The organism is Gimesia sp. (genome assembly GCF_040219335.1).
Taxonomy (GTDB): domain Bacteria; phylum Planctomycetota; class Planctomycetia; order Planctomycetales; family Planctomycetaceae; genus Gimesia.
Genome location: NZ_JAVJSQ010000034.1, coordinates 14,509 through 37,681 on the forward strand (window position 1 = coordinate 14,509; position 23,173 = coordinate 37,681).

A 23,173-nucleotide genomic window follows, 5' to 3' on the forward strand; every position below is an offset into this window, starting at 1 on the left:
CCTGAGGGAATACGCACATGCCTTACCTCGACGTTCTTCGCAACGATGAAGCACTCGCCCGGGAAACACTGGGCAAACTCCGTACGGGAAGCCTGCCTGTCAGGCCCGACTTACGGTTCTCGCAGGTTTCAACCTTTGACAAAATCAGCGCGGTGATCACAGACAAGCAAGTCGTCGACCTGGGTGTCATCGAAGGGGGAACGGCTCTGCAGGAATTCATTCGCCCCGCGTTGTTTGTGCAGAATGGGAGCTATCAGGTTCCCCTCTCTGAAATCTGGAAGCAGAAGTTGAGCCAGGCGAAAGAGAACCTTGAGCGGGCGATCGCGTCTACCGGTAGAATTGAAGTCAAAAATCACGACAGTCTCGCCTGGGTCGGAACCGGCTGGCTGGTCGCACCGGAGATCATGGTCACGAACAGGCACGTCGCGGTCGAATTCGCCCGGAAGTCAAACACAGGCTTTCGCTTTCGCAAGAACCGACAGTTAAAGCCGATGAGCGCACACGTGGACTTTCGCGAAGAACACCATTCACCGCTCGAGGAAGAATTCGAACTCGTCGACGTACTCTATATCGAACCGGGAGATGATCCCGACCTGGCATTTTTCCAGGTACAACAGATCAACACCATGGGAGTACACAACCCCGCCACACCACTCCAGCTGGCAGCAGACGTCGCTCCAGGTACCGATGTCGCCGCCATCGGCTACCCGCGGGGAACCAGCGGCGAGCAGAACTGGCCAGCGATTACAGAATTGTTCCAGGGCATCTTTGGCGTCAAACGCATCTCGCCGGGCAAAGTGAAAACGGTGGAAGAGTCTCAGCTCACACACGACTGTTCCACACTCGAAGGCAGCTCCGGATCGCCCGTCGTCAATTTATCGACCGGGGAAGTCGTCGGCATTCATTTTACCGGAACCTATTCGGTCGCCAACTACGCCGTCCCCTCCACTCTCATCGCAGACCGGTTATACCAGCTGCTTTGACAACTTCCAGACAGACACTAATCGCGCACATCGCCTCTTTGAATCAAGAGCAATTCTCAGCGGGTAAGCCCGAATGCAATTCGGGCCAAGCGCAACTCACTCAACCAACCTGGAACAGAGATTCAAAACATCGCCAGGCAACCGATACCATCTCCCCTCAAAGTAACTGCATTGCCTTCTCAATCTTCTGCTGTGTTTCCTGTTTCAGATTCGGTTGCTGTTGAGCCCAGTCCAGCCAGTAATACAATACGGGAGCCAGTTCCGTCCCCTCTTCCGGAATCTTGAAACAGGTAGGCAAAACATGTCGGCACGGCTTTCCCTTACCCTCTGCAAGTTGCAGAATCGTATCGACCATCGCCGGGTGTACCCGCTTCCGGTCACACTGCTCAACGACCAGAATCCATTCTCGAACTTCCGCCACCGGATCGTTTAACAGACACCCACTCATAACCTCAATCGATTCTGCATCACCAACCGCGCTCAAGACTGTGATCCTCTTTCTACGATCGCGCCAGTCAGACAGTTCCTCAATTTTCTGAAACACAGGTGTCTTGTTTTCATCCAGATGCTGACTGCGTTCCGATTCTGTCGCCGTCGGCTCGGAGTTTGAATTGCACCCCGGCACCACAAACAGACATCCCATTAACAACAACATCAAGAATCGCATGCTGCTCCCCAAAAACAACCAGAAAATAATGCACTTGAATTAAGTCTAGTTGATATGTGAAAATACGTCACGCTGTTTTCTATTCCGTCTTATGTGATTCTGTTTCATTGAGTGCGATCAATCTTTCTATGCCATTCATAGCGGATTTGTGCTAGTTTTCATTTTCCATGGCCGACCTCAAAAGCCGACAACTGATCTACCTCAAGGGATTCCTGTTCCTGATGATCCTGCTCATCGCCGGGGGACTGATCCTCTTTGAAACCCGTTCCTGGCAGATCGCGATACTGCTCCTGCTTGTCGTCTGGTCTTCCGCCCGCCTGTATTACTTCATGTTCTACGTCATCGAAAAATACGTCGACCCCGAATATAAATTCGCCGGCATCGGCTCCTTCCTGCAGTACCTGTTTTCTCGTAATAAAAAATTGTAAAGATCCGTTTGAGCATTAAGCTTTGAGGATAATCAAAAGATATGGGAATCCAACCCAGCATCTACCCCATCCAGCACATCGGCACCGGCCTGCTGGCCGTCATGCCCAAGCCTGCGAGTGGCGAATGGATCGAAGACGAATTCGCCAGCATCGCCCGTTGGGGGATTACGCATATCGTCTCCCTGCTGGAAGAGGCAGAAGCCGCGGACGTCGGCCTCGCACAGGAACGCGAACTGGCCGGAAAAAACGGGATGCAGTTCACCTCGTTTCCGATCCCCGACCGCTGCTTGCCTGCAGACAGCGCTGATTTCGTCCGGCTGACAAAATCACTTTACGCAGGTATTCACTCAGGCAGCCAGACCGTCGTGCATTGTCGAGCAGGCATTGGTCGCGCAGGCATGCTGGCTGCCGGCATTCTGATTCAACATGGTCTCTCCGCAGAACAGGCGTTCGAATTCGTCTCCCAACAACGGCGCGTCCCCGTTCCCGATACTCCAGAACAATTTAACTGGATCTGCCAGTTGCAGACACAGATCAGAGAATAGAGTCACCAATGATGAACCACAATTGGAAAACACTGCTTCTACTCACCTGCCTGCCCGTCGGTTGTGGTGAGAACACCAATACCAAAGTCCCACCGCAAGCGACAGTAGAGCCGACTCAGCCAGTTCAGGCAAAACCGTCGGCGCGGGAAACCTCCGCACTACTGGATCAGAGCGTGCTTGGCGAGATCGACTGGCTGGTCCGTGCCGGCTTTTATGACAAGGCTGACCTGATGCGCATCATCTGCGATGAAATTTACTACGATTCCAACCTGGACGCTGACCAGGTCTCAGCCGCCATCGATAAGCGGATCAAAGCATGGATGCAGACACAGAAAACCTGGCCCAAGGTCACCGACTGTGACAAGCTGGATCAGGTCTTCGCAAAACTGAACGAGCGGGGCATCATCGCCCTGCAGAACGCCGGCAACACACAGTCCGACGGTTACGAAATCTTCGAAGATACTCTCAAGGAGCATCCCCAGCCCACTAGCGTCATCGGTTACTGCTTTTATCACAATCAGGATCTGGAACGGGTGGTTGACGGCGATGATCTTTATCTGGCGTTTGGGCCAGTCAAAGCAGAGGACGAAAAGTCCAGAGGACCGGAAATCGGAAAAATCATCCAGCAGGAACTGGAGCAGGCTGGTCTGAAGGTCAAATGGGACGGAACTTTCAACGAACGCATCCGCGTCACTGATATGGCCTGGCAGAAACGCAACCCGGCTTGCAAACCCATTGATTTTGACATCTGAATCAATTTTGTCAGATTCTGATATTTTCCGCGCCCTCTTATCGTATTTTTCGCGTCCCGTTGACTGGAAAAAGCAGCCGAAACTCTATAACATACCTGCTTCCCTGTGAGGCTGAGATTTTCAGCCCCATTTTCCTTGAGATTCCTTCGACATAAGTCGATACAATCACAAGGGATACACCACAGGCCCAAGTGGCGGAACTGGCAGACGCGCTAGATTCAGGTTCTAGTGTCCGTAAAGGACGTGGAGGTTCGAATCCTCTCTTGGGCACCTTAATTTAAAAGGACTTACGACGTTGTCGTGAGTCCTTTTTTCATTTCCCACCTCCCCATCAGCCACAACAGCACTTCACTCCCGCCGACGTACAGTCATCATCAACCCGGGTTCTCACCGCCTCTGCCTCAAAAAACGGCATTTCCGAGAAAGACCTCCTGTTTTTAGAGCTTGCACCGGCCAGCGTCGTTTCAACCCGCCCCGAACGAAAAATACCTAAGCTGATTTTGGTATTGATTATAGCGTCACATGCATTCTTAACTGACAGACCAGGCCTCAGACTCTGGCACACCGCTTGCTTCATATATGAAGCATTCTTTTAATTTCGTGTTTGTTCATCCCTGATTTGAGGAGATCAATGTGACCATTCCGACCCATCGACGTAAAGGGTTCACCCTGATTGAACTACTGGTGGTGATTGCCATCATCGCCATTCTGATTGCCCTGTTGCTGCCAGCTGTACAACAGGCACGTGAAGCAGCCCGCCGCAGTTCCTGCAAAAACAATCTGAAACAGATTGGCCTCGCACTGCACAACTACAATGAAACCTTCTCGGTATTCCCCTACGCGACCTCCAACCCGGGTCAGTGTGGATTCAGTAATGTGACCAACCACAAAGGCTGGCTCTACCTGCTGCCTTACCTCGAACAGGCTCCCCTGTATAACCAGTTCAATTTCAGTGCAGCCACCGGTCAAAGAAACACCGGCAGCGGCACCCTGGCAGGCGGCGGTGCCATCACCAGCGGTAACGCGGCTCTCACTACCACCATCCTGCAACCGCTGCTCTGCCCGTCCGACGACGGTCAGCGTTTCTATGGAGCTGCAGATACCACCTATGGCTCCGGTGTCGCAAATACAGCCCGCACCTCTTATGACTTTGTTGTAAACGAAGCAAACTCCTGCCCGACCTGGGTCAGCATTTCGAAAACCACCCGTACCATGTTCGGTACGAACTCAGCCTGCCGGATTCGCGATGTCAAAGATGGAACCAGTAACACCGCAGCTGTCGTGGAAACGACACTGGAAGTGGTTGACGGCGTAACCAACTCCTGGGCCACCGCACAACACGTGGGCCTGGGTATCGATTTCGCTACACCTCCCAACCTCTACATCAACTACTGGAAATGCTGTGGCTGGGACAGTACTCCCTATGCCCGTACTCCCATCTTTGGACGCCTGGGTGAATGGGGTTCGCCCGGTAGTACTCACGTAGGCGGGATGCATATCCTCATGGCCGATGGTGCCGTACGGTTCATCAGCGAAAACCTGGATGCCACCACACGTCAGCGTCTGGCCTATATGTCAGATGGTCAGGTTCTGGGAGAATTCTAATCCCGGGCTGATCTCCGCCTGATACTTGAATCGCTGAAACTCGAACGACTGCAGTGGAATAATGCTGTTCTTACTGCAGTCGTTTTTTTCGTAGTGTCATCTATCAATAGAAAAACCCCTGACCGGGAAGATCCCGGTCAGGGGTGTGCTGGTTTGGTTTACCTGTTTAATTCCCGCCACAGTCGCTTAGCGACGGTAACGCCAGTCGCTGTTACTCAGACGATTCAGGTTATACAGATCCGAATCGTACGTACCACAGTCATACCGGTCATAGTGATCATAGTTATTCAGATTGGCTTTGAACGTGTTATAGTTCGTACGACTTCGGTAGTTGACGTCGTTAAACAGAGGCCGGTTCGAATAGGTGCTGTACAGGCTGTTGAGCCGATCGGTCAGCGATGAATTGTACGGAGCAGTTGTCCGGTAACGATCCAGGTAATCCCGATCATTGGCTCGATAGTACGAGTCATTATACCTCCGGTCATACCGGCTGGCTGAGTAATCGTAGCGAGTATTGTTGTTGGACTTCGAGTTGTAATAGCTGCTGGTACCACAGAAAGGTTCTGCAGCAAAAGTGACATTACTTACGAAAGTCAAAACGGCCAGTGCAGCGAATGCGATTGCGAATTTTTTCATCATTATCTCCTTTAATGTTGGGTTGTTTTAAAAGTGGCTAACTTTTTGTTGATGAAAGAATACTAATGCACTCGCCGTGCCAAACATTCTGCGATTACCCTTATGTCATTTATCTATATAGACTTATAATTTTTAGACACATCATTTCAACCACACACAAGTGTGTCATTATTGCAATACATGGGAATATATTACAATCTTTTTGACAACACGTTAATTTGCCATGCATGTGATATTGATGGCGCCGGCCCGGAGAGAGAAAGATAGCGGGAGTCGGCCTGTAAGCCGGGTTATGTCGTGAGTGGCCATTTATCTGGGACAGCAGTTGCCTGCTGCCTCGCGCGACCTACCCGAGAGTCGTACCGGATCGGGCCGATCCAGGTCCCGGCGAACCGGGACTGCTCTCTGCTTGGTCTTGCACCCGGTGGGGTTTACCTAGCCAGACCGGTCACCCGGCCTGCTGGTGCGCTCTTACCGCACCGTTTCACCCTTACCGGACCGGCGAACCGGACCGGCGGTTTGCTTTCTGTTGCACTTTCCCTGCCCTCGCGGACGGTGGGAGTTACCCACCACCGTGCCCTGTGGAGCCCGGACTTTCCTCCCCGAATCCGAAGATTCGCAGCGACCACCTGGCCGGCTCCCGCTATCAAACAGTCCAGTATAAAGTAAGTGGAACCCTTGAACTATCCCCAATTTCTGACTTTTCTAAAGAGATTGACTTTATAATGTGTGGCCAGCGGTATAGATTAATATCGAGCGGGCAATACATGAAATTCTGGTAATTAACAGCTAATAGAGGTACCAGGTATACGTTATGTTAGGTGAACTCAACCCCTGTGGAGGGGGCGATCCCATCCCGTTGCTTTCTGAAGTTCTGCTCGTGGGCCGCCGCAGCAAATGCGACATCACGCTGCAGTTCCCCAATGTCTCTTCGCATCATTGCCAGCTGGAATTCATTAACGGCTACTGGCGCATTCGTGATATGAACAGCCGTAACGGCATCAAAGTCAACGGCCAGCGCTGCGACATGAAGTGGCTCCTGCCCGGCGACAAAGTTGCGATCGCCAAGCATGAATACGAAATCAACTACACTCCGCAGTCCGATGAACCGCCGCCGGAAGAAGAGAATCCGTTCGAAATGAGCCTGATGGAAAAAGCAGGGCTGGTCAAACCGGAGCGCCGTCCGGAACGACCCATGGCCCCGCCGGCCCGGGCACCCAAAAAGATCGAACTTCCGGATGACGAGTCTAAAATGACCGACGATGAACTGGGGCTCAAATTCCTGACCGACCCGGATGACGATCAGGAAGACGCATCATGAACGTATTTCAGACGGCGCGGGAGCCGAAACCGTAGTGGCGAAGAAAAAAGGCAAAAAGATCCGGGTCGCATTCAAAAAGAATCGTCAGAAGAAGGTCCGGAAAAACAAACTCTCCAGCCACCAGGTGGATGAACACGTCGACTCGCAGTACATGGATGCCAGCGAGCGTCTCACCGGCAAAGGGGATTTAACCCGCCATCGCACCGTCATGGGAGTCGAACAGGAGACCGAGGACGGCACCGAGATTGTCATCGATATCGATGAGTCCAACTGCCTGCCCGGCCGTGTGATTCGCGCCCAGGGCCTCAACTCCGTCGTCCAGACCGCAGACGGCAACCGTTATGAATGCACCGTGCGACGCCTGGTGCGAACCATGTCCCGCGATGACCGCAATGCCGTTGTCGCCGGCGACCATGTTTTGATTCGACCCGAAGGGGATGAGTACCAGGCCGTCATCGAACGGGTCGAGCCCCGTCGCTCGTACCTCTCGCGGGGCAGTAAACGTCGCGAACACATCCTGGTCAGCAACATCGACCAGGCCGTGATCGTCGTCTCCGCCGATGATCCCCCGCTCAAGCCCTCACTCATCGACCGCTTTCTGATCAGTTCGGAAAAAGGCAACATCCACTCCATCATCTGCATCAATAAAATCGACCTGGTCGATCCCATTGAACTGCAGCCGCAGATCGGCGTCTATGCGCAGCTGGGTTATGACATCGTCTTAACCAGCGTGGTCGCAGGCACCGGCATTCCGCGACTCCGCTCCCTGCTGAAAGGGAAACAATCCGTCTTCTCCGGGCAGAGTGGGGTCGGCAAGTCTTCGCTGCTCAATCAGATCGACAGCCGCCTTTCTCTGGAGACCGCCGAGATCAGCCAGGAGAACCGTAAAGGAAAACACACGACGCGCTCTGCTGTCCTCCTGGAAATCGCCACCGGAGGCTGGGTCGTCGACACCCCCGGCATTCGTCAGCTCCAGCTCTGGGATGTGAGCCCCGAAGAGGTCGAAGGCTTCTTTCGCGAATTCCACGCCTTCGTGCCCCAGTGCCGCTTTCCCGACTGCTCGCACACCCACGAAGACAACTGCGGCATCAAACGCGCGGTCCACAACGACTTCATCTCCCGCCAACGCTATCAGAGCTATCTGAAAATCATCGCCGGTGACGACCCCCGACCTGTCTACCACCAGTAGTGCATGACCTCTCCTCGACGGATCTGGGCACATTTTCTTAAGCCCCGCAGTTGATCCTCTCCCACGAGTTGCTTAGACTCGATGGGGCCTTTATTAGGTTCATTAATGATCTATTCGCGTCCGCGCGATCTCGACCTCCTGCCTGTATCGATCCCGCATTGAAAGCCGTCACCATGAAACTCAGAACCTGCGTTACCATCTGCCTGGCCCTGTTCGTCCTCTCGGGACTCTGCCTGTTACCCGCCACCGATTCCAGCCAGCTGTTGAGCCAGGAACCGGCGGCCAAAGCTCCCGCAACCGGCATGAAGACCGTCCTGGACTACGGTGCGAAAGGGGATGGCCAGACCGACGATACCACCGCCATCCAGCAGATGGTCGACGCGTCGGTCGGTTCACTCCGCTTTCCCCGCGGACAGTATCGGTTGACGAAACCCATCGTGATCGATCTGACCAAAGTCGGTCCAACCTCCATTTCCGGTGACGGCACCGCCACGATCCTGATGGAAGGCGCCGGTCCCGCATTCAAGTTCATCGGCACCCACAACGGCACCGCGAGTCCTAAAACATTTCAGCCCGTCGTCTGGGAAAAGGAACGCAGCCCCATGGTGGACGGCATCGAGATCGTCGGCAAACATCCGGAAGCGATCGGCGTCCAGGCAATCAAAACCATGCAGATCACGATCACCCGCCTGGTCGTCCGCAAAGCGCTGCATGGCATTCACCTGACCGAACGCAACCGGAACGTCGCCATCGACGACTGCCACCTCTACGAAAACGAAGGGGTCGGCATCTACCTCGAAAAGCTGAACCTGCACCAGGTCAACATTTCCGATTCACACATCAGCTATAATAAGCAGGGCGGGATCGTCGTTCGCGAAAGTGAAATCCGTAATATCCAGATCGGTAACTGCGACATTGAAGGCAACATGGGCGAAAAGACACCACCCACTGCCAATATCCTGTTCGACATTTCGCAAGGATCACTGCGGGAAGGCGCGATCTTCGGCTGCACCATTCAGCACACGAACAACGCTCCCAACTCCGCGAACATTCGTTTCATCGGCAACGGTCCTGAAGACCCCCGCAAGGTTGGCAACTTCGCGATCGCGGACAACTCCATGAGCGATGTCGCCACCAACATTCATCTGCAGCACGCCCGGGGCATCACGATCACCGGTAACACGCTCTGGCAGGCCTACGAACATAACCTGCTGGTCGAAGACTGTGCGCACATTGTTCTCGGCTCGAATCTCATGGACCGCAATCCCGATTACCGTGCCAAAACGAAAGATGCAAATGTCTTCAAAGACTGCACCGACTGCACACTCAACGCCCTGAATATCCTGGCGACCCGCGGCGTCCCCGCCGGGCTGATCCTCGAAAACTGCGCGCGAATGAATGTCACCAACTGCACCATCCGTCGCTGCCAGAACGGGGGCATCCTGCTGCAGAATGTGAAACAGTCTCGCGTCTCTGACTGCCTGATTACCGAAGGCGAAAAGAACTTCGCGATCCGCGTTTCAGGAGGCCAGGAGATTCAGATCACCGACAACCTCGTCTCCGGCGACATCGACGTCGGACCGGGTACAGAAGTCTCCAACACCATGACCGTGTATTAATCACGGCATTACGTCGATACGAAATGAGTCAGCAGGGAACCGATCGGTTACGCGACTGTCGTCGACTCGCCGGGCAAGATTCCGGCGAGCAGGTTCCCTGCGGTCTGCCCCGATTCGAACCGCATGAGCACGATGCGAATTCCGGCAGTGATCGGCACGGCCAGAATCGCTCCGATGGGTCCCCAGAGCAACGTCCAGAAGGACAAGGCCAGCAGAACGGTCACCGGATGCAGTTGCAGGCCTTCGCCCATGATCTTAGGTTCAATGCCGTTACCGATCGCCATCTGAATCCCGCCGGGAATCAGAATCACACCGGCAATCGTCCAGGGACTGTCGGAGAACTGCGCCACCGCCACGGGAATCGGCAGTAAAGTGGCGATCAGTGAACCCACTGAAGGAATGAAGTTCAGCAGGAAGGTCAGAATCGCGAACACCAGCGCCAGTTCCAGTCCGAACAGCGAGAGCGTCACTCCCACCAGGATCCCCGTCACCAGCGAGATGATCAGCTTGGTAGTAATATAACTGCGGATTTTCTGTTCGATCTCGAAATAGAGCTTATTCTTGACGACGGCCTGTGGATCACGGCCCGCCAGCAGGAAGATCACAAAAATCGCTACAAAGAAAGAGGTCGTCGTGAAACTGAGAGCCGCTTGCATCGTGCTGAAGGCGACCTCCTTCAGGGACTGTTTCATGTAGGCTGTGGTCTGTTTCTGTAACTCATTCAGGTCCACGCCCATTTTCTCAAACCAGCCGGTTGGAGGCTTCTGCGCTTCGACCGGTGCCACGCTGATCGCAGGTCCGTCAGGAGCCGTGGGTGTCACAGGAGCAGTCGGCGCTTCGGCAGTAGTCGGACGTTCTGCAACAGCCGGTTCCGCTTCAGCTGCCGAATCCTCGCTGGACTCCTCAGCCGCTTCCGGCTTGGGCTCGCCGAGTTCCTTCGCCGTATCGAATGTGGAACCGATAAAAATTCCCAGCTTCTCGCTGTACTGCGTCTCCGCTTTCGCAATCACCTGTTGCGTCGAGTAAACCAGAACCAGGCAGAGTAGAAAACCGACAGACAGTACCAGCAACAGCGTGGCGGAGATCGCGACAATATGTGGCATTTTCCACCTCAGGACCAGCAGGTCGACGATCGGCGTCACGATCGTCACGATAAAAATGGCAATCACAAATGGGATCAACACGGCTTTGGTAATATAAAACACAAAGGCCAGGGCAATGACTGACAGCAACATCAGACAGCCCGTGATCACTTTGGCCTGCTCATCCGAAGGTTGCAGAGAATTCGTCGACATGGCGGAAGCCCTTTACGGAGTGGTGCATTGAGTTCCTGTAGCTCCGGGAAACAACGTACTGAGGCTGTACGCAGTTTCCCCGATGGTATGCGCACCATACTCATAAACCTTGACGTTGCAAAGAGAAAAAGCGGTATCAGCGACTGATTTGTCGCATGTAATTCAGGAATTCCTGATTGAGGCGATCCAGATCTTCGCCGAACACGGACTGAAATACCTGCAGGCGTTCCTCGGGTGTCGCCCAGATCAACGGCTTCCGCGCAGCGATCAGATGCAGGTACTCTTCGTACTGCTTCCGATGCGTCTTGATCAGGAAGTAGGAAAACGCCCAGGCTTCCGCATAGGTATCCAACACCGTTTCCGCATCCTGAAATCGCTGATCCGAAGTGATCAGTGTCTGCAGAGAATCGGCTTTACGCCGCGAGCGGGCATAATCGACAAACTGCCTGATCCGCCAGGGATTCGGTCGTCCTACCGTCCGCCAGCCGGTCTTGTTTCCCAGATCGGGAGTTTCAAAGTAAGTGGCCATCCCCTCGGTCAACCAGAGAGGGTTGTCGGCAAACCGCGTGTGCAACCCGACATTAAAGGCGATCTGATGCGTGCACTCGTGGATCACGGTCGCTATGTTGAATGGCGACTTGCGCAGTTTGCGAATAATGTCAGCATCGGTAAAAGCGGGCCGCTCTCCGGGTGCCGCGGTCAGATCGTAAAGCACCATCCGGTTCGACTGGATCGAATAAAAGCCATGTGTTCCGGCGGCTCCTTCGCCCAGAATCTGACTCGCATACGCTTCAAAAGCTGCGCGGTCTTTGAAGATCACCGCGATCAGGGGGACTTCCGGTTCATGCAGCGGGAGTTCCTTGCTGTCCCAGTAATTGTGCAGCACTTTATAAAGCCGTTCGAACAGGTAGCCGCACCACTGGGAATACCGCTTCCCCGCCTGACTGCAGATTGTGAAATGTTTCGTCTGGGTCACTTCAAAGCCCGGTCCAAATTCGCGCGCCAGTTGCTCTGTGAGCTCTGCTTTCCCCAGGGACGTGAACGGTTCCTCCAGGCGGCGTTTCGCTTTCAGCTGCTCGGGAGTGGCGGTCAGCAGCCGACCGTCGCGGGTCTGCATCACCACGCCACCATCGCGTGCCTCGACAATCAGCGCCCCTTTCAGTGTCTGTTCCTGCTGCTGTTCATCCAGAAAAGTAAACTCATACAACGGCGGTGCAGTCTCCTCTGCGGATGAGGGACGCACACTGGACTGCGCGGAGAGGGGGGCGGGTAACATCAGACAGCAGCAGAGCACCACGAGCAGGGTGCACACAGTGGCTGCAGCCTGTCGGATGAGGGCATCGGAACGGTAATCTCTCCAGATCATGCATGGACTTTCTACGCAGAAGTGAACGTTACTTCCAGAATAGAGGGGAGAGGTACCGAAGTCGATCCCTATTTCTTGGCCAGCTTGTCTTTTCCTTCCGGATCCGTGATCGTCAGATAAATCACGTTGGATGCATAGTTGGTCGTGATGGAGAAGGTAATCCCCACGCGGGCCATTGCTGCAAACGGAAAGCGTTTGATTGGTTTTGCTTTGTCGGACGCTTCAATAATCAGCGTTCCTTCCAGCGTCTTGCCTGCCAGACGGGTCTTACTCTTCTTGGAGAGGCTCACTCCGGGCGGCAGTTGCTGACCAAACTTGGAATTGAAATACTCGAAGGCTGTCGCCAGCGTCACGGGATCTTTATACGCATCACTGCGTTTGATTTTGACTTTGATCTCGGCTGATTCACCCGGTTTGAGTGTGATTTCAGTCGGCGTTGCAGTGACTTCCAGCAGGTCGAGAGGCTTGGTCACACCCACGATTGAGGTGTTGATCGGCCAGCGGGCCTGTCCGCCACCACGTGACTGAATTTCTGCGGTGATGCGTCCTTCGCGGACGATTTCGATCTCTTTACCATCCGGACCGGGCACTTTGGCTTTACCGGAAATCTTCACCAGCGCGGCATTGATCGGCGCATCTTTGGATGCCTTGAGAATCAGACCGCAGTCATTCACGACCGAGGGCAGGGTGACTGGTTCGAAAGTGACCCCTTCCGGCAGACCCTCGATATTCATCTCAATCGGTCCGTCAAAACCATTCAGCCGCTTCACGCGGGCAAACCACATCATGTTGGTCCCGGGTGCGATCTGGGCATAATAATATTCGCCATGCACTTCAAATTCGGGGCCACTCAGTTCCGCCGAGAGGTGATAGGCAAACCGTTCGCCACCCCGGTCATGCAGGTCGCGAACTGTCACATAGTATTCACCATCTGCGGGTGCTTTGAAGTAGAACTTGGCGTCTTTCGTCGAAAGCCCGTCGTCGGCTTCGGAATTCGCGCCTCCGTTGACATAGATCCGCTGTGGCTTCGATTTACTGTCGACCACTTCCATCACACAGTCCAAAGGCAGGTCAATGCGATTGGCCATCAGATCGAAGGAGTAGTACTGATCCTTCTTCGCTTTGAAAGAATAAAAGTGCGTTTGTCCTTCTTCAGTCAACCGGCCACTGACGCCCATCGGCAGAGTGAGCGGAAATGCGGTTTCCAGCGAGGTGTTGGTATTCGGAGCAGCTACCTGAGGATTCTCGCTGAGCAGGGTCCAGACAGCATTCGTTTTCCCGGCAGGGGTGGTAAAAGTCCGTTGCGCCCAGCCGGTCTCTTGTGCATCAGCACCGGAGAATGACGCTTTCGTATTTCCCTTGAGGGCAAAGCCGTGCAGCTCGACGTCTTCCGATTTCCCTTTCTGCACAGCCAGCGGGTAAGTGAAGTTCACGAACGGGGTGTCACTGACTTCAATGCAGTAAGCGTATTTGGGAGTCCCCACGTAGCGGGCATCGCGAATCTCGAACACGTACTCGCCATCTGCGGGCAGCTTGTAAGTGATCAGTGAGTCGGATTTGTAATAGTTGTCGTTCTGCGCAACGATCTGTTTCTGCGGTCCATACAGGGTCAGGATTGAGTCCATCAGGTAAACGTTCGAGGTCTGCATCGTGTGAATCGCTTCAGTGACCCGCTGGGCATAGACCTGGATAGTGATCTCCTGGCCTTTTTTCCCCTTGAACTTGTAGCAGTCCAGATCCTCTGATTTTTCCACGAGGCCACAGACCGTCGAGGGGACCGTTACTTCCTGGGCCGTGTCGAAGGAATTGTTGTCTTTCTTTTCCTCTTCTTCGATGACTGGGAAGGGAGTGACCAGCAGATGCGTCACGCTGGAGACCGCCTGATCGGTGGCGACGCGGCACTCATAAACCCGTGCGGGCTGATCCTGGGGAACCTCAACATCAAATGCGAAAGGCGTTCCTACGGAACCCCGGCCGCGGCGTGGCGCGTCCTTCGGTTTAGGCTCGGCAAAGATCATCTTGATGCCGGGCTTGTCGAAAAAGACCGAATGTGTGTCATCCAGGGTATAGCTGGAATGGAGCTGAATCTTTCGTTTATCTCCCTGCTGAACCGCGGCTGGTTTGAATGCGACCAGCTGACGGAAACCGATTTTGGAGGGAGCGTCTTTCTTTGCATCAGCGGCCTGCAACCGGGGCAGGGCAGAGACGAACAGACTGAAAGTCATTAAAGAAAAAACGAAACAGCGCATGACCTTGATCCTGAATAAACGCAATGGAGAGCCTGAAAACAGGGATGCCCCTTTGGACTCGATATCCACAGGGGCGATCTCTGTTCAATCTGTGAGGAAGGAGTACTCGAGATTACCCCATCAGTTCCGGAATGGGTTGTCCTTCGCAGACAATCAGCGGACGCCCATCCTCGGGAGAGACAAAGTAATGATCGAGTTTCACACCCAGTTTTGAGTAAATCGTCGCGGCAACATCTGCCGGATAATATTCGTTTCCGACCGGACGCGAACCGGTGTCGTCGGTGGCACCAACCACCTGACCGGCGGGAGTGCCGGCACCAATCATCATCATGGTTGAAGCCGTTGACCAGTGGTCACGACCGGCGGCGGAGTTAATCACCGGAGTCCGACCGAAGTCGGTCAGCCAGACAACGAGTGTGTTATCCAGCATGCCCCGCTGTTTCAGGTCGAGCACCAGTGAGGTGACGCCCTGGTCGAAGGGGGGCAGCAGCCGTTCCAGACCTTTGAAGTTGTTGGTGTGCGTGTCCCAGCCACCGCTGCTGACCGTCACAAAACGGGAACCGGCTTCGATCAGGCGACGGGCCAGCAGACAGCTCTGTCCCAGGTTGTGACGCCCGTACTCGTCGCGGGTTTTGTCCGATTCCTGGCTGAGGTCAAACGCTTTCTGCGTATCAGCCGAGGTGATCATGCTGAAAGCATTCTGATAGTGAGCATCAGAAGCTTCGAACGTATTCTGGTTCTGATCTGCCTGACGCTGCAGCGTGTCGATGGCAGACAGAGCCTGCTGACGACGCTTCATCCGATCAATGGAGATCCCGGACGGAGGAGAAATATCCCGTACGGTGAAGTTCTTCGCGTTCGGATCGCCGGGGATTTCAAACGGGTTGTACTGAATTCCCAGGTAGCCACCCAGGCCGCCGTTGAAACGCCGGTCGACGTTGTTACCCAGCTGAATATGTGGCGGAATGTTGGTTTTGAAACCCTTAGTTTTCGCAATGACCGCCCCGTAGCAGGGATAGGTCACGGAAGGGTTGAACTTATGCCCTGACAGCATGAAGGCATCAGCGGTTGAGTGTGCCCCGTTCTGTGGGTTCAGGTTCCGCATGATCGAAAACTCTTTCGCATGCTTCGCGAACAGAGGCACTTTCTCAGTGAATTGAATGCCGGGCAGTGCGGTGCTGATGGCAGAAAAATCGCCACGCACGTCGGCGGAGGCGTTTGGTTTGGGATCGAACGTATCGTGGTGACTCGTACCGCCACGCGTCCAGATCAGAATACAGTTAGTGTCGTTCGAAGGATCTGCCAGTGCACCAGACTCACCCTGGGAAGCATGAGCCTGACCACGCAGCACGGAATCCAGTGAGATACCAAAAGCACTCAGCGCACCAACTTCCAGCAGAAATTGACGACGGCTTCCGGTTTCACAGTTAGAAACCTTCTCGGGGAAAAGCTTCAGCATCAGAAACTCCTTTTGTGGCAGGACCCTGAAGATCAGGGGATAAGATTAGGAGGGAAAATTGGTTGTTAGCGTTAACAATTTGGCAAGTTAACTAATATAATTGTAACCGTTTATGTAAGGTAGGCAAATATAAAATCGGTTTCGCGGTCTGATTTTTATAAGTCGGAAATTCCCTTTGCGAAATTTCACTCCTTGATTGGCTTAAATTATAGCGATAAAATAGAAGAAGCAACAGGGATTGCCCCGTTCCATACTGAACACTAAGTCACGCCACGTTGCTCCCGCCAACTTGGAAATCGTACTAAAATTCAGAGGTTTTTTTTGCAATTTCTCTATTTTTTAGTATATTTAAGTATAAATGGCTTCTTATGTTAAGCCACGATATTCCCACCTGACACCACACTCAACCTGCCAGACCCGCCTGTGCTCCGCACTGACGACTGCTGATGCCTTCGATTCCTGTTAGTTAGTTTGACCAATTTTCTAATGGATGACTGCAAGCAAAAGCGAGTTGATCTCATGATGAACTGGAAGACTCACGTGAAGAATAAAATGATGTTTCACCGCACACTCATGGTTACCACGTTTCTGTTGGGAATCTGCGCCCTGAATACATCCCGCGCCGCTGAAACGGCTCTGCAGGTTTCCCCGGAACAGATCGAACTCTCCGGTCTGCTGGATTATTTCCAGATCCAGGTTTCGGTGCTGGAAGACAAAAAAATCGTCGGCGATCTGACTCATGAAGCCAGCTATAAAAGTCTGACCCCTGAAGTACTGGAAGTGAATGCGGAAGGACTTGTCCGGCCGCTCCAGACAGGAAAAGGTCAGATCCAGGTCACACAGGGCAAAGAGCAGCGCGTCATCGAAGTCGTCGTTAATTCGCGGAAGAACGGCAAGAACGTCAGCTTCGTGAAAGATGTTGTACCGGTCCTCAACAAGGGGGGCTGCAGCCTGGGTGGCTGTCATGCGTCTCAGTTCGGTAAGGGGGGCTTTAAATTATCGCTCTTCGGTTATGCACCGGAACAGGATTACCCTGCAATTGCCCGCGACGACCGTCAGCGTCGCGTTTCGATTTTGCAGCCCGAACAGAGTCTGATTCTGCAGAAAGCCTCGATGGGTATGGCCCATGGTGGGGGACGCCGCTTCGCCAAAGACTCCTACGAATACCGGATTCTGAAAGAGTGGATCGCCGAGGCTGTCACCGAAATCGACGATAAGGAACCGACAGTAGTCGGCATGGAACTGACGCCGATGTCCCGTCGCTACAAGCAGGGGGACATTCAGCAGCTCCGCGTCGTCGCTGAATACAGTGACGGTTCCAAACAGGACGTAACCGCTCTGGCACAATACGACAGTCTGATTGAAAACATCGCCACCGTCACACCACGGGGTAAAATTGAAATCCAGGGACCGGGTCAGACCGCGGTCATGGTCCGCTTCATGGGCCAGGCAAAAATTTCGACCGTGATCTCTCCTTACAAGGAAAAGGTCAACCTGGCTGAATTCAAACCCAATAACTTTATCGACGAACAGATTAAACAACGTTACGAAGAACTGGGGCTCGAGCCCTCGCCCCTCTGTTCGGATGAAGTTTTCATTCGCCGCGCCTTCCTGGATACCATTGGAACTCTCCCCAGCCCCGAAAAGGTCAAAGCGTTTCTGGAATCCAAAGATCCCAACAAACGCAGCTATCTGATTGACGAACTGCTGGGTCTGACCGGCGATCCCGAACGGGATGTGTACGTCGAAGCATGGAGTGCCTACTGGGGCATGAAATGGGGCGACCTGCTGCGTATCAACCGCAACAAGATCGGCGATGGCGGCATGTGGGCCTTCTCCAACTGGGTCCGTCAGTCGCTGCGGGAAAACAAACCGGTTGACAAATTCGTAAACGAGATCATTACCGCCCAGGGATCCATCTATCAGAATGGCCCGGCCAACTATTTCAAAATCGCAACTAATCCCGAAGATCTTGCCGAAGCCACTTCGCAGATCTTCCTGGGAGTCCGTCTGCAGTGTGCCAAGTGTCACCACCACCCCTTCGAAGTTTACAGCCAGAAAGATTACTACAGTCTGGCCGCCTTCTTCACCCGCGTCGGTAACAAAGGGAGCGTGGAATTCGGTGCCCTGGGACAGGACACGATCATCAAAGTCAAGAACAGCGGTTCGATTCGCCATCCGCGAACCCGTAAAACCATGGATCCAACTCCGTTGATGGGTGAGCCGATCGATACCAAAACGGTCCGCGATTTCCGTCGTCCACTGGCCAGCTGGATCACGTCCCCGGAAAACCGCCTGTTCTCAAAAAATATCGTCAACCGCTTCTGGTCCTACTACATGGGAACCGGCTTCGTGGAACCGATCGACGACATGCGGGAAACCAATCCGGCTTCCAACCCGGAACTGCTCAACGCACTGGCCGATCACTTTGTTAATTCGGGCTACGACCTGAAAGAACTGATGCGGGTCATCATGAACTCCCGCGCTTACCAGCTCTCTTCAAGTCCGCTCCCCGAAAACGTGGCCAAGACACGGTTCTACACGCACTACAACGTGAAGCGACTTTCAGCCGAAGTCCTGCTGGATGCCCTGGATGACATCACCGGTTCGCAGGAACGCTTCCGCGGCGTTCCCCAGGGAACCCGGGCCATCGAACTGCCCGACCCGAATTACAACTCATACTTCCTGGACACGCTGGGACGTCCCAAGCGCGTCATCACCTGTGAGTGTGAGCGCACCAGCCAGCCCAACCTGGCCCAGGTGCTGCAGGTGGCCAACGGTCAGTTGATTAACACCAAGCTGTCCGCGAAGTCTGGCCGTATTGAGCAGCTGTTGAAAGCCAAGGCCCCGGACCATGATGTGTTTACCGAAATGTATCTGGTCGCCTTCAGCCGTTACCCCACCAAAGAAGAGCTGGCCAACTGCGATCAGATCGTCAAAGCGGCCCCCAACAAACGGGAAGGCTACCAGGACGTACTCTGGGCCATCAGTAACAGCCGCGAGTTCCTGTTCAACCATTGATCCCGGTGAACCGTGTTAAACTCAAAACAAAACAGCCCGTCTCACTCATTTGAGACGGGCTGTTTTTTCTATTGAGATCTAAATAGTTATTCTTCGTAACCAGCCAGTTATTCCTGTCCCTGTTTCTTTTGCTGCTTCTCTTTCTCAGCCTGCTGCTGGTAATACTCCCGGATGATTTTGCCCTCATATCCTACCCGTTCCCACGCCGGCCAGATCGGTGCTTCTGCCTGGACCTCGGCGTAAATCTCCTGCATCTGCCGCTTCATCTTTTCGAAAATCTCGCGTTCGCTTTCAGAACGATCGGTCGTTTCTCCGATATCGCTGGCGATATGATACAACTCAAACCCGGTCAGCTGTGCCCGCTTCAGGTCTTTAATCTCCTCTGCGGTGATACTGCCCGAAGGCTTAGGTGTCGGCACATCGAGTCGCGCCAGTAGTTTCCATTCACCATCGCGAATAGCCACTTTCGGTTCGTTACGCGACCGGTTGAACTGCCAGTACAAAGGACGCTTGCGCTGCAAAGATTGCCCCTCAAACAAAGGCAGGATACTCGTGCCGTCCAGCACACGATCGGTAGGAGCGGGGATCTTCGCAACCTCACACAGGGTCGGCAGGATATCGACACCACAGATCGGCACATCGCTGGTGGTTCCGGCTTTCACATGACCGGGCCACTGAATGATCCCCGGCACGCGAATCCCCCCTTCGTAGGTATAACCTTTCTTATCCCGCAAAGGTCCTGCGGATCCATGCGGATGACGACCAGTGATCGCTGGACCGTTGTCGCTGGTGAAAATGATCAGTGTGTTCTCGCGGAGTTTCTGATCCTCGAGTGTTTTCAGGATACGACCAAAGGCATCGTCCATCTGCGTAACGTTCCCATGATGGGCGGGCAGCGTCGAGCCTTCCGGTGCGGTATACAATTTGCGGAAGCGTTCTGCACTCGCAATCGGTTCGTGTGGTTCGTGAAAACAGACGAACATGAAGAACGGTTTTTCCTTATCCCTGAGATTGACCAGCCAGTCCTCCGCTTCGTCAGCGACCAGCTGCGATGCATAACCTTCCAGTCTCCCGACGGGCTTCGCGTTTCGTACGAAGTTAAACGGATTCTCATGCGTGGGCAGGGCGTTGTTCTGTGTCGCGAACCAGTGATCGAAACCATGATCGGAGGGTTGGGGCTGCCCCACCAGGTTGAACATCCCGTTCAAATGCCATTTGCCGACATGACAGGTGGCATAACCTGACTGACGTAGCAGGGTCGCGATGGTAATCTCCTGCTTGCGAACATGCATGGGAGAATACATGGGAATCCAGTTATACACGCCCACGCGAAACGGGGTCCGGCCCGTCATCAGTCCCGTACGGGAGGGAGAACAGTTGGGATGGGCAGCGTAGCAGCTCGTCAGCTTCAATCCCTCTCTGGCGAACCGGTCGAGGTGGGGACTTTGAATCACCGGATGACCGTAACAGGCCAGGTCACCATACCCCAGATCATCGCAGAGCACGACCATGATATTCGGCCGTCCGGGTACTGCAGAGGAAGGCGCCTCCTGGGCAGAGAGCAGCAGGGGAGTCAGGAACAGTGCCAGCAGGAACGTGAACGAGAGCTTCAGGAACGACATGGGGAGTAACCTTTCCGGATCGATGCACCGTCTTCCATTCAAGACAGCACAGGGAAATTCGTGGGCATGTGCTTCAGTACTACTTAAAAACATCCCGATTCGAAAAGCAACTCCATTCGTGTCATTCAACGAAAAGAGCCCCTGGCATGAAGGTTCATACCAGGGGCATCTTCGGTTCACTCTTGCCTAAAGAATGTATCGTGTGCTGTAATCAGCGGCGGATTACAGTGCATCCAGGCTGGTGCCATTAGCGGCTGTACCAGAGTTGTTCCCTTTGATCTGACCGGTAGCAGGATTGTAGATCCAGCCGACCGTTTCAGTACCGTCTTTCGCGGTTTCATCAGGAGTGGTCCCTGCAACATCGGTTACGATCATGACACCCCGACCACCGGTGAAGGGGTTCGGAGGCAGACTGCCGATGAGGTAAGGTCCCAGTGGTTTGGTACCGACGGCACCCGTTGTGCCATCTTTGTCGCTGGACAGCAGCAGCGAATCACGGAAATCATCCGGATCAGTCGAACTGTCCGCCGGGAATTTTCCATCGTGCTGGAATTTGTACAACTGAATCTGACTTCGCAGAGTCTGCAGGTCCTGAACCAGAACCGACTCGCGAGCGTCATCGTTAGATGAAGTAAATTGTGGCAGCACTGTCGCAGCCAGGATCCCGAGGATCACGACCACAATCAGCACTTCGACGAGGGTAAAACCTGCTCGTCTTGGTTGTTTTCGTGTAGTTTTAATCATTGCCCTTCTCCGAGATTAAACGAATGTGCCTGTCACATCGCCTGATGTTAGTTACAAATTGGTTTGTATCCGGGTAACCAGCTTAACTCAGGAAACAAATGAATTCCCGGATGCATTCAGAACCAGTTCCGTATCACCTGAGCAATGTGAAACTTCATAACCGATTCTTACTTACATGGCCCTGTTCAGAAGGGGCGCCGACTGACTGGCCACCAAAATCTATGTTGCTTCCCAAAGGAGTCAATTTAATTTCAGGAGAATCTCTGCGTATACCGGCCTCCCTGTATCGAATACAACGATTACAGAGATTTGCGAATGAGTTCTCCCACGAAATCAACTAAAAATCGCCAGAATCAGTGGATGATTCACCACTACTTGTTCCAGAGCAAAGCTGTCCTGCCTGGCAAGCCGGACCGGTTTTAAGGATTTTTCCAGATCTGATTCGTAGCAAGCAGAGGTCCATCCGAGAGCTTTTTTACAGTTTCTCTGACTGATTGTAACGCAAGCACGAAACGACTAAACAACTGCCTTTCCCTCCCGGCGGGCAATCTCAGCTTGAATTCCCTCCTCGACTGCGAGAAAATGAAAGTAGTGTCCTCTCTCACAAAACTACTTCAGGCGGAAGGCGGGTTTGCAATGACTGGTCGATGGAGTTTTCTGGTCCTGCTCCTGCTCTGTCCCGCCACACTCCGAGCGGATTCTCTGGTCTGCTGCGATCGTTCCCAGACGTATCAGGTCGCGTTAGATAAAGAATCGAAAGTCGGCGAAGCCAGTCTCCGCGAGCACACCATCGTCTGGCATCCCGCTAAGAAGAAGTATTATCTACTGGCCGACGTCGTCCCGCTCACCAGCCAGCACCATCCGAATACCTATAATACGGAGATTCACTTATTCTCCAGCCCGAATCTTCAGAACTGGACCTATCACGGCGTTGCAATCCCTAAAGGAACGAAAGCCGGCCGCTTTGATCGCTTTGGTGTCGCCAGTCCTGCCTCCGCGACTTTTCACAATGGACTCATCTACTGCCCCTACAGTGCCCGTCGCACCAGTCATTTTACTGAGCGCAGTATCGGCCTGGCCTGTTCGCATCCGGACCCCGAGCAGCTTCCCTGGCAGAAAACGACACGCCCCATCGCGGACCTGGCGGGCGAAGATGACGACGCCGCCCTGATCAGCGATGCCTCCGACAATCATCTGCATCTCTACTTTCGAACAGCCAGTTCGCAGGGATATCACATCCTCCACTCGCAGTCATCGCATCCGCTCAAGGAAGATTCCTGGTCGAAACCGGTCAAAATCTCCATCAAGCCGGAAGGGGTCCGTGCCCAGGAACTCACGGGCGCCGCACTGCTCAACGGCGAATACCACCTGTTTGTGATCGAACACTTCTACCAGGGAGGTGTGCAAGTCGCACATCTGACGTCCCATAACGCGGAAGGTCCCTTTCACGAATTCGACAAAGAACAGCGGTATCTGCTCCCCGAAGAACAACCGCCCAACATCGTCTACAGCGGGCACATCACCCCCGTTGTCAGAGAAGGAGCCATCAAAGCCTTTTTCTGGACCGTTTCCCAGACAGGGAAACGCTACGGGCTTTTGGGACATCCCGCACTGAAACCATCGACGGACTGAGTCAAAAAAACAGGCCACCCGGAGAACATCCGGCTGGCCT

At 53.8% G+C, this 23,173-nt stretch carries 18 protein-coding genes, 1 tRNA gene and 1 other RNA gene; 11 read left to right on the forward strand and 9 right to left on the reverse strand.

The window, feature by feature from the left end; genetic code table 11:
* Positions 1-17 precede the first annotated feature (17 nt).
* Positions 18-983, forward strand: a complete 966-nt coding sequence (locus tag RID21_RS27405; RefSeq protein WP_350194530.1) for a trypsin-like serine peptidase — start codon at positions 18-20, stop codon at positions 981-983.
* Positions 984-1,140: 157 nt separating this feature from the next.
* Here the strand turns inward: RID21_RS27405 and RID21_RS27410 are convergent, their stop codons facing one another.
* Entirely contained in the window at positions 1,141-1,650 is a 510-nt protein-coding gene (locus RID21_RS27410) for a hypothetical protein (protein ID WP_350194532.1), read from the reverse strand.
* Positions 1,651-1,817: 167 nt separating this feature from the next.
* On the opposite strand from RID21_RS27410, the gene RID21_RS27415 reads away from it, so the two are divergent.
* From RID21_RS27415 to RID21_RS27435, 5 genes are all read left to right on the forward strand, one after another.
* The gene (locus tag RID21_RS27415) at positions 1,818-2,078 is read left to right on the forward strand and encodes a hypothetical protein (RefSeq protein WP_350194534.1); all 261 of its coding nucleotides are present in this window, start codon (positions 1,818-1,820) and stop codon (positions 2,076-2,078) included.
* Between the two features lie 41 nt (positions 2,079-2,119).
* Positions 2,120-2,623: a protein-tyrosine phosphatase family protein gene (locus tag RID21_RS27420; protein ID WP_145193211.1), complete on the forward strand. Its 504-nt coding sequence runs from the start codon at positions 2,120-2,122 to the stop codon at positions 2,621-2,623.
* Between the two features lie 8 nt (positions 2,624-2,631).
* Positions 2,632-3,375, forward strand: coding sequence for a DUF6891 domain-containing protein (locus tag RID21_RS27425; protein WP_350194536.1), 744 nt, complete (start codon positions 2,632-2,634; stop codon positions 3,373-3,375).
* A 185-nt stretch (positions 3,376-3,560) separates the two neighbouring features.
* Positions 3,561-3,645: transfer RNA gene (locus RID21_RS27430), tRNA-Leu, on the forward strand.
* A 363-nt stretch (positions 3,646-4,008) separates the two neighbouring features.
* Positions 4,009-4,980 carry a DUF1559 domain-containing protein gene (locus tag RID21_RS27435; RefSeq protein WP_350194538.1) on the forward strand — a complete coding sequence of 324 codons (972 nt, stop codon included), beginning with the start codon at positions 4,009-4,011 and terminating at the stop codon, positions 4,978-4,980.
* 186 nt (positions 4,981-5,166) lie between these two features.
* On the opposite strand, the gene RID21_RS27440 is transcribed toward RID21_RS27435, so the two are convergent.
* Both RID21_RS27440 and rnpB read right to left on the reverse strand, forming a co-directional pair.
* Positions 5,167-5,616: a hypothetical protein gene (locus RID21_RS27440; protein WP_350194540.1), complete on the reverse strand. Its 450-nt coding sequence runs from the start codon at positions 5,614-5,616 to the stop codon at positions 5,167-5,169.
* A 265-nt stretch (positions 5,617-5,881) separates the two neighbouring features.
* Positions 5,882-6,257, reverse strand: an RNA gene (rnpB, locus tag RID21_RS27445) — RNase P RNA component class A.
* Between the two features lie 173 nt (positions 6,258-6,430).
* Here rnpB and RID21_RS27450 point away from each other — a divergent pair.
* From RID21_RS27450 to RID21_RS27460, 3 genes are all read left to right on the forward strand, one after another.
* On the forward strand, positions 6,431-6,937 hold the full coding sequence (locus RID21_RS27450; RefSeq protein WP_145193218.1) for an FHA domain-containing protein: 507 nt from the start codon (positions 6,431-6,433) through the stop codon (positions 6,935-6,937).
* On the forward strand, positions 6,912-8,126 hold the full coding sequence (gene rsgA, locus RID21_RS27455) for a ribosome small subunit-dependent GTPase A (protein ID WP_350194542.1): 1,215 nt from the start codon (positions 6,912-6,914) through the stop codon (positions 8,124-8,126). Before RID21_RS27450 ends, rsgA begins: the two co-directional genes overlap by 26 nt.
* A gap of 173 nt (positions 8,127-8,299) precedes the next feature.
* Positions 8,300-9,745: a right-handed parallel beta-helix repeat-containing protein gene (locus tag RID21_RS27460; protein WP_350194544.1), complete on the forward strand. Its 1,446-nt coding sequence runs from the start codon at positions 8,300-8,302 to the stop codon at positions 9,743-9,745.
* Positions 9,746-9,792: 47 nt separating this feature from the next.
* On the opposite strand, the gene RID21_RS27465 is transcribed toward RID21_RS27460, so the two are convergent.
* The 4 genes from RID21_RS27465 to RID21_RS27480 form a co-directional block, all read right to left on the reverse strand.
* Positions 9,793-11,040 (reverse strand): AI-2E family transporter, encoded by a 1,248-nt coding sequence (locus RID21_RS27465; protein WP_350194546.1) that lies wholly within the window; start codon positions 11,038-11,040, stop codon positions 9,793-9,795.
* A gap of 136 nt (positions 11,041-11,176) precedes the next feature.
* The gene (locus RID21_RS27470; protein ID WP_350194548.1) at positions 11,177-12,406 is read right to left on the reverse strand and encodes a DUF1570 domain-containing protein; all 1,230 of its coding nucleotides are present in this window, start codon (positions 12,404-12,406) and stop codon (positions 11,177-11,179) included.
* A 68-nt stretch (positions 12,407-12,474) separates the two neighbouring features.
* Complete coding sequence (locus RID21_RS27475; RefSeq protein ID WP_350194550.1) at positions 12,475-14,655, reverse strand: COG1470 family protein; 2,181 nt, start codon at positions 14,653-14,655, stop codon at positions 12,475-12,477.
* Positions 14,656-14,767: 112 nt separating this feature from the next.
* A complete protein-coding gene (locus RID21_RS27480; RefSeq protein ID WP_145443269.1) occupies positions 14,768-16,114 on the reverse strand; it encodes a DUF1501 domain-containing protein in 1,347 nt (448 codons plus the stop codon).
* 540 nt (positions 16,115-16,654) lie between these two features.
* On the opposite strand from RID21_RS27480, the gene RID21_RS27485 reads away from it, so the two are divergent.
* Entirely contained in the window at positions 16,655-19,135 is a 2,481-nt protein-coding gene (locus RID21_RS27485; RefSeq protein WP_350194551.1) for a DUF1549 and DUF1553 domain-containing protein, read from the forward strand.
* 107 nt (positions 19,136-19,242) lie between these two features.
* On the opposite strand, the gene RID21_RS27490 is transcribed toward RID21_RS27485, so the two are convergent.
* A complete protein-coding gene (locus tag RID21_RS27490; RefSeq protein WP_350194553.1) occupies positions 19,243-20,757 on the reverse strand; it encodes a sulfatase-like hydrolase/transferase in 1,515 nt (504 codons plus the stop codon).
* Between the two features lie 222 nt (positions 20,758-20,979).
* The gene (locus RID21_RS27495) at positions 20,980-21,501 is read right to left on the reverse strand and encodes a type II secretion system protein (protein ID WP_145193235.1); all 522 of its coding nucleotides are present in this window, start codon (positions 21,499-21,501) and stop codon (positions 20,980-20,982) included.
* Positions 21,502-22,137: 636 nt separating this feature from the next.
* On the opposite strand from RID21_RS27495, the gene RID21_RS27500 reads away from it, so the two are divergent.
* Positions 22,138-23,133 (forward strand): hypothetical protein, encoded by a 996-nt coding sequence (locus RID21_RS27500; protein WP_350194555.1) that lies wholly within the window; start codon positions 22,138-22,140, stop codon positions 23,131-23,133.
* Positions 23,134-23,173 lie beyond the last annotated feature (40 nt).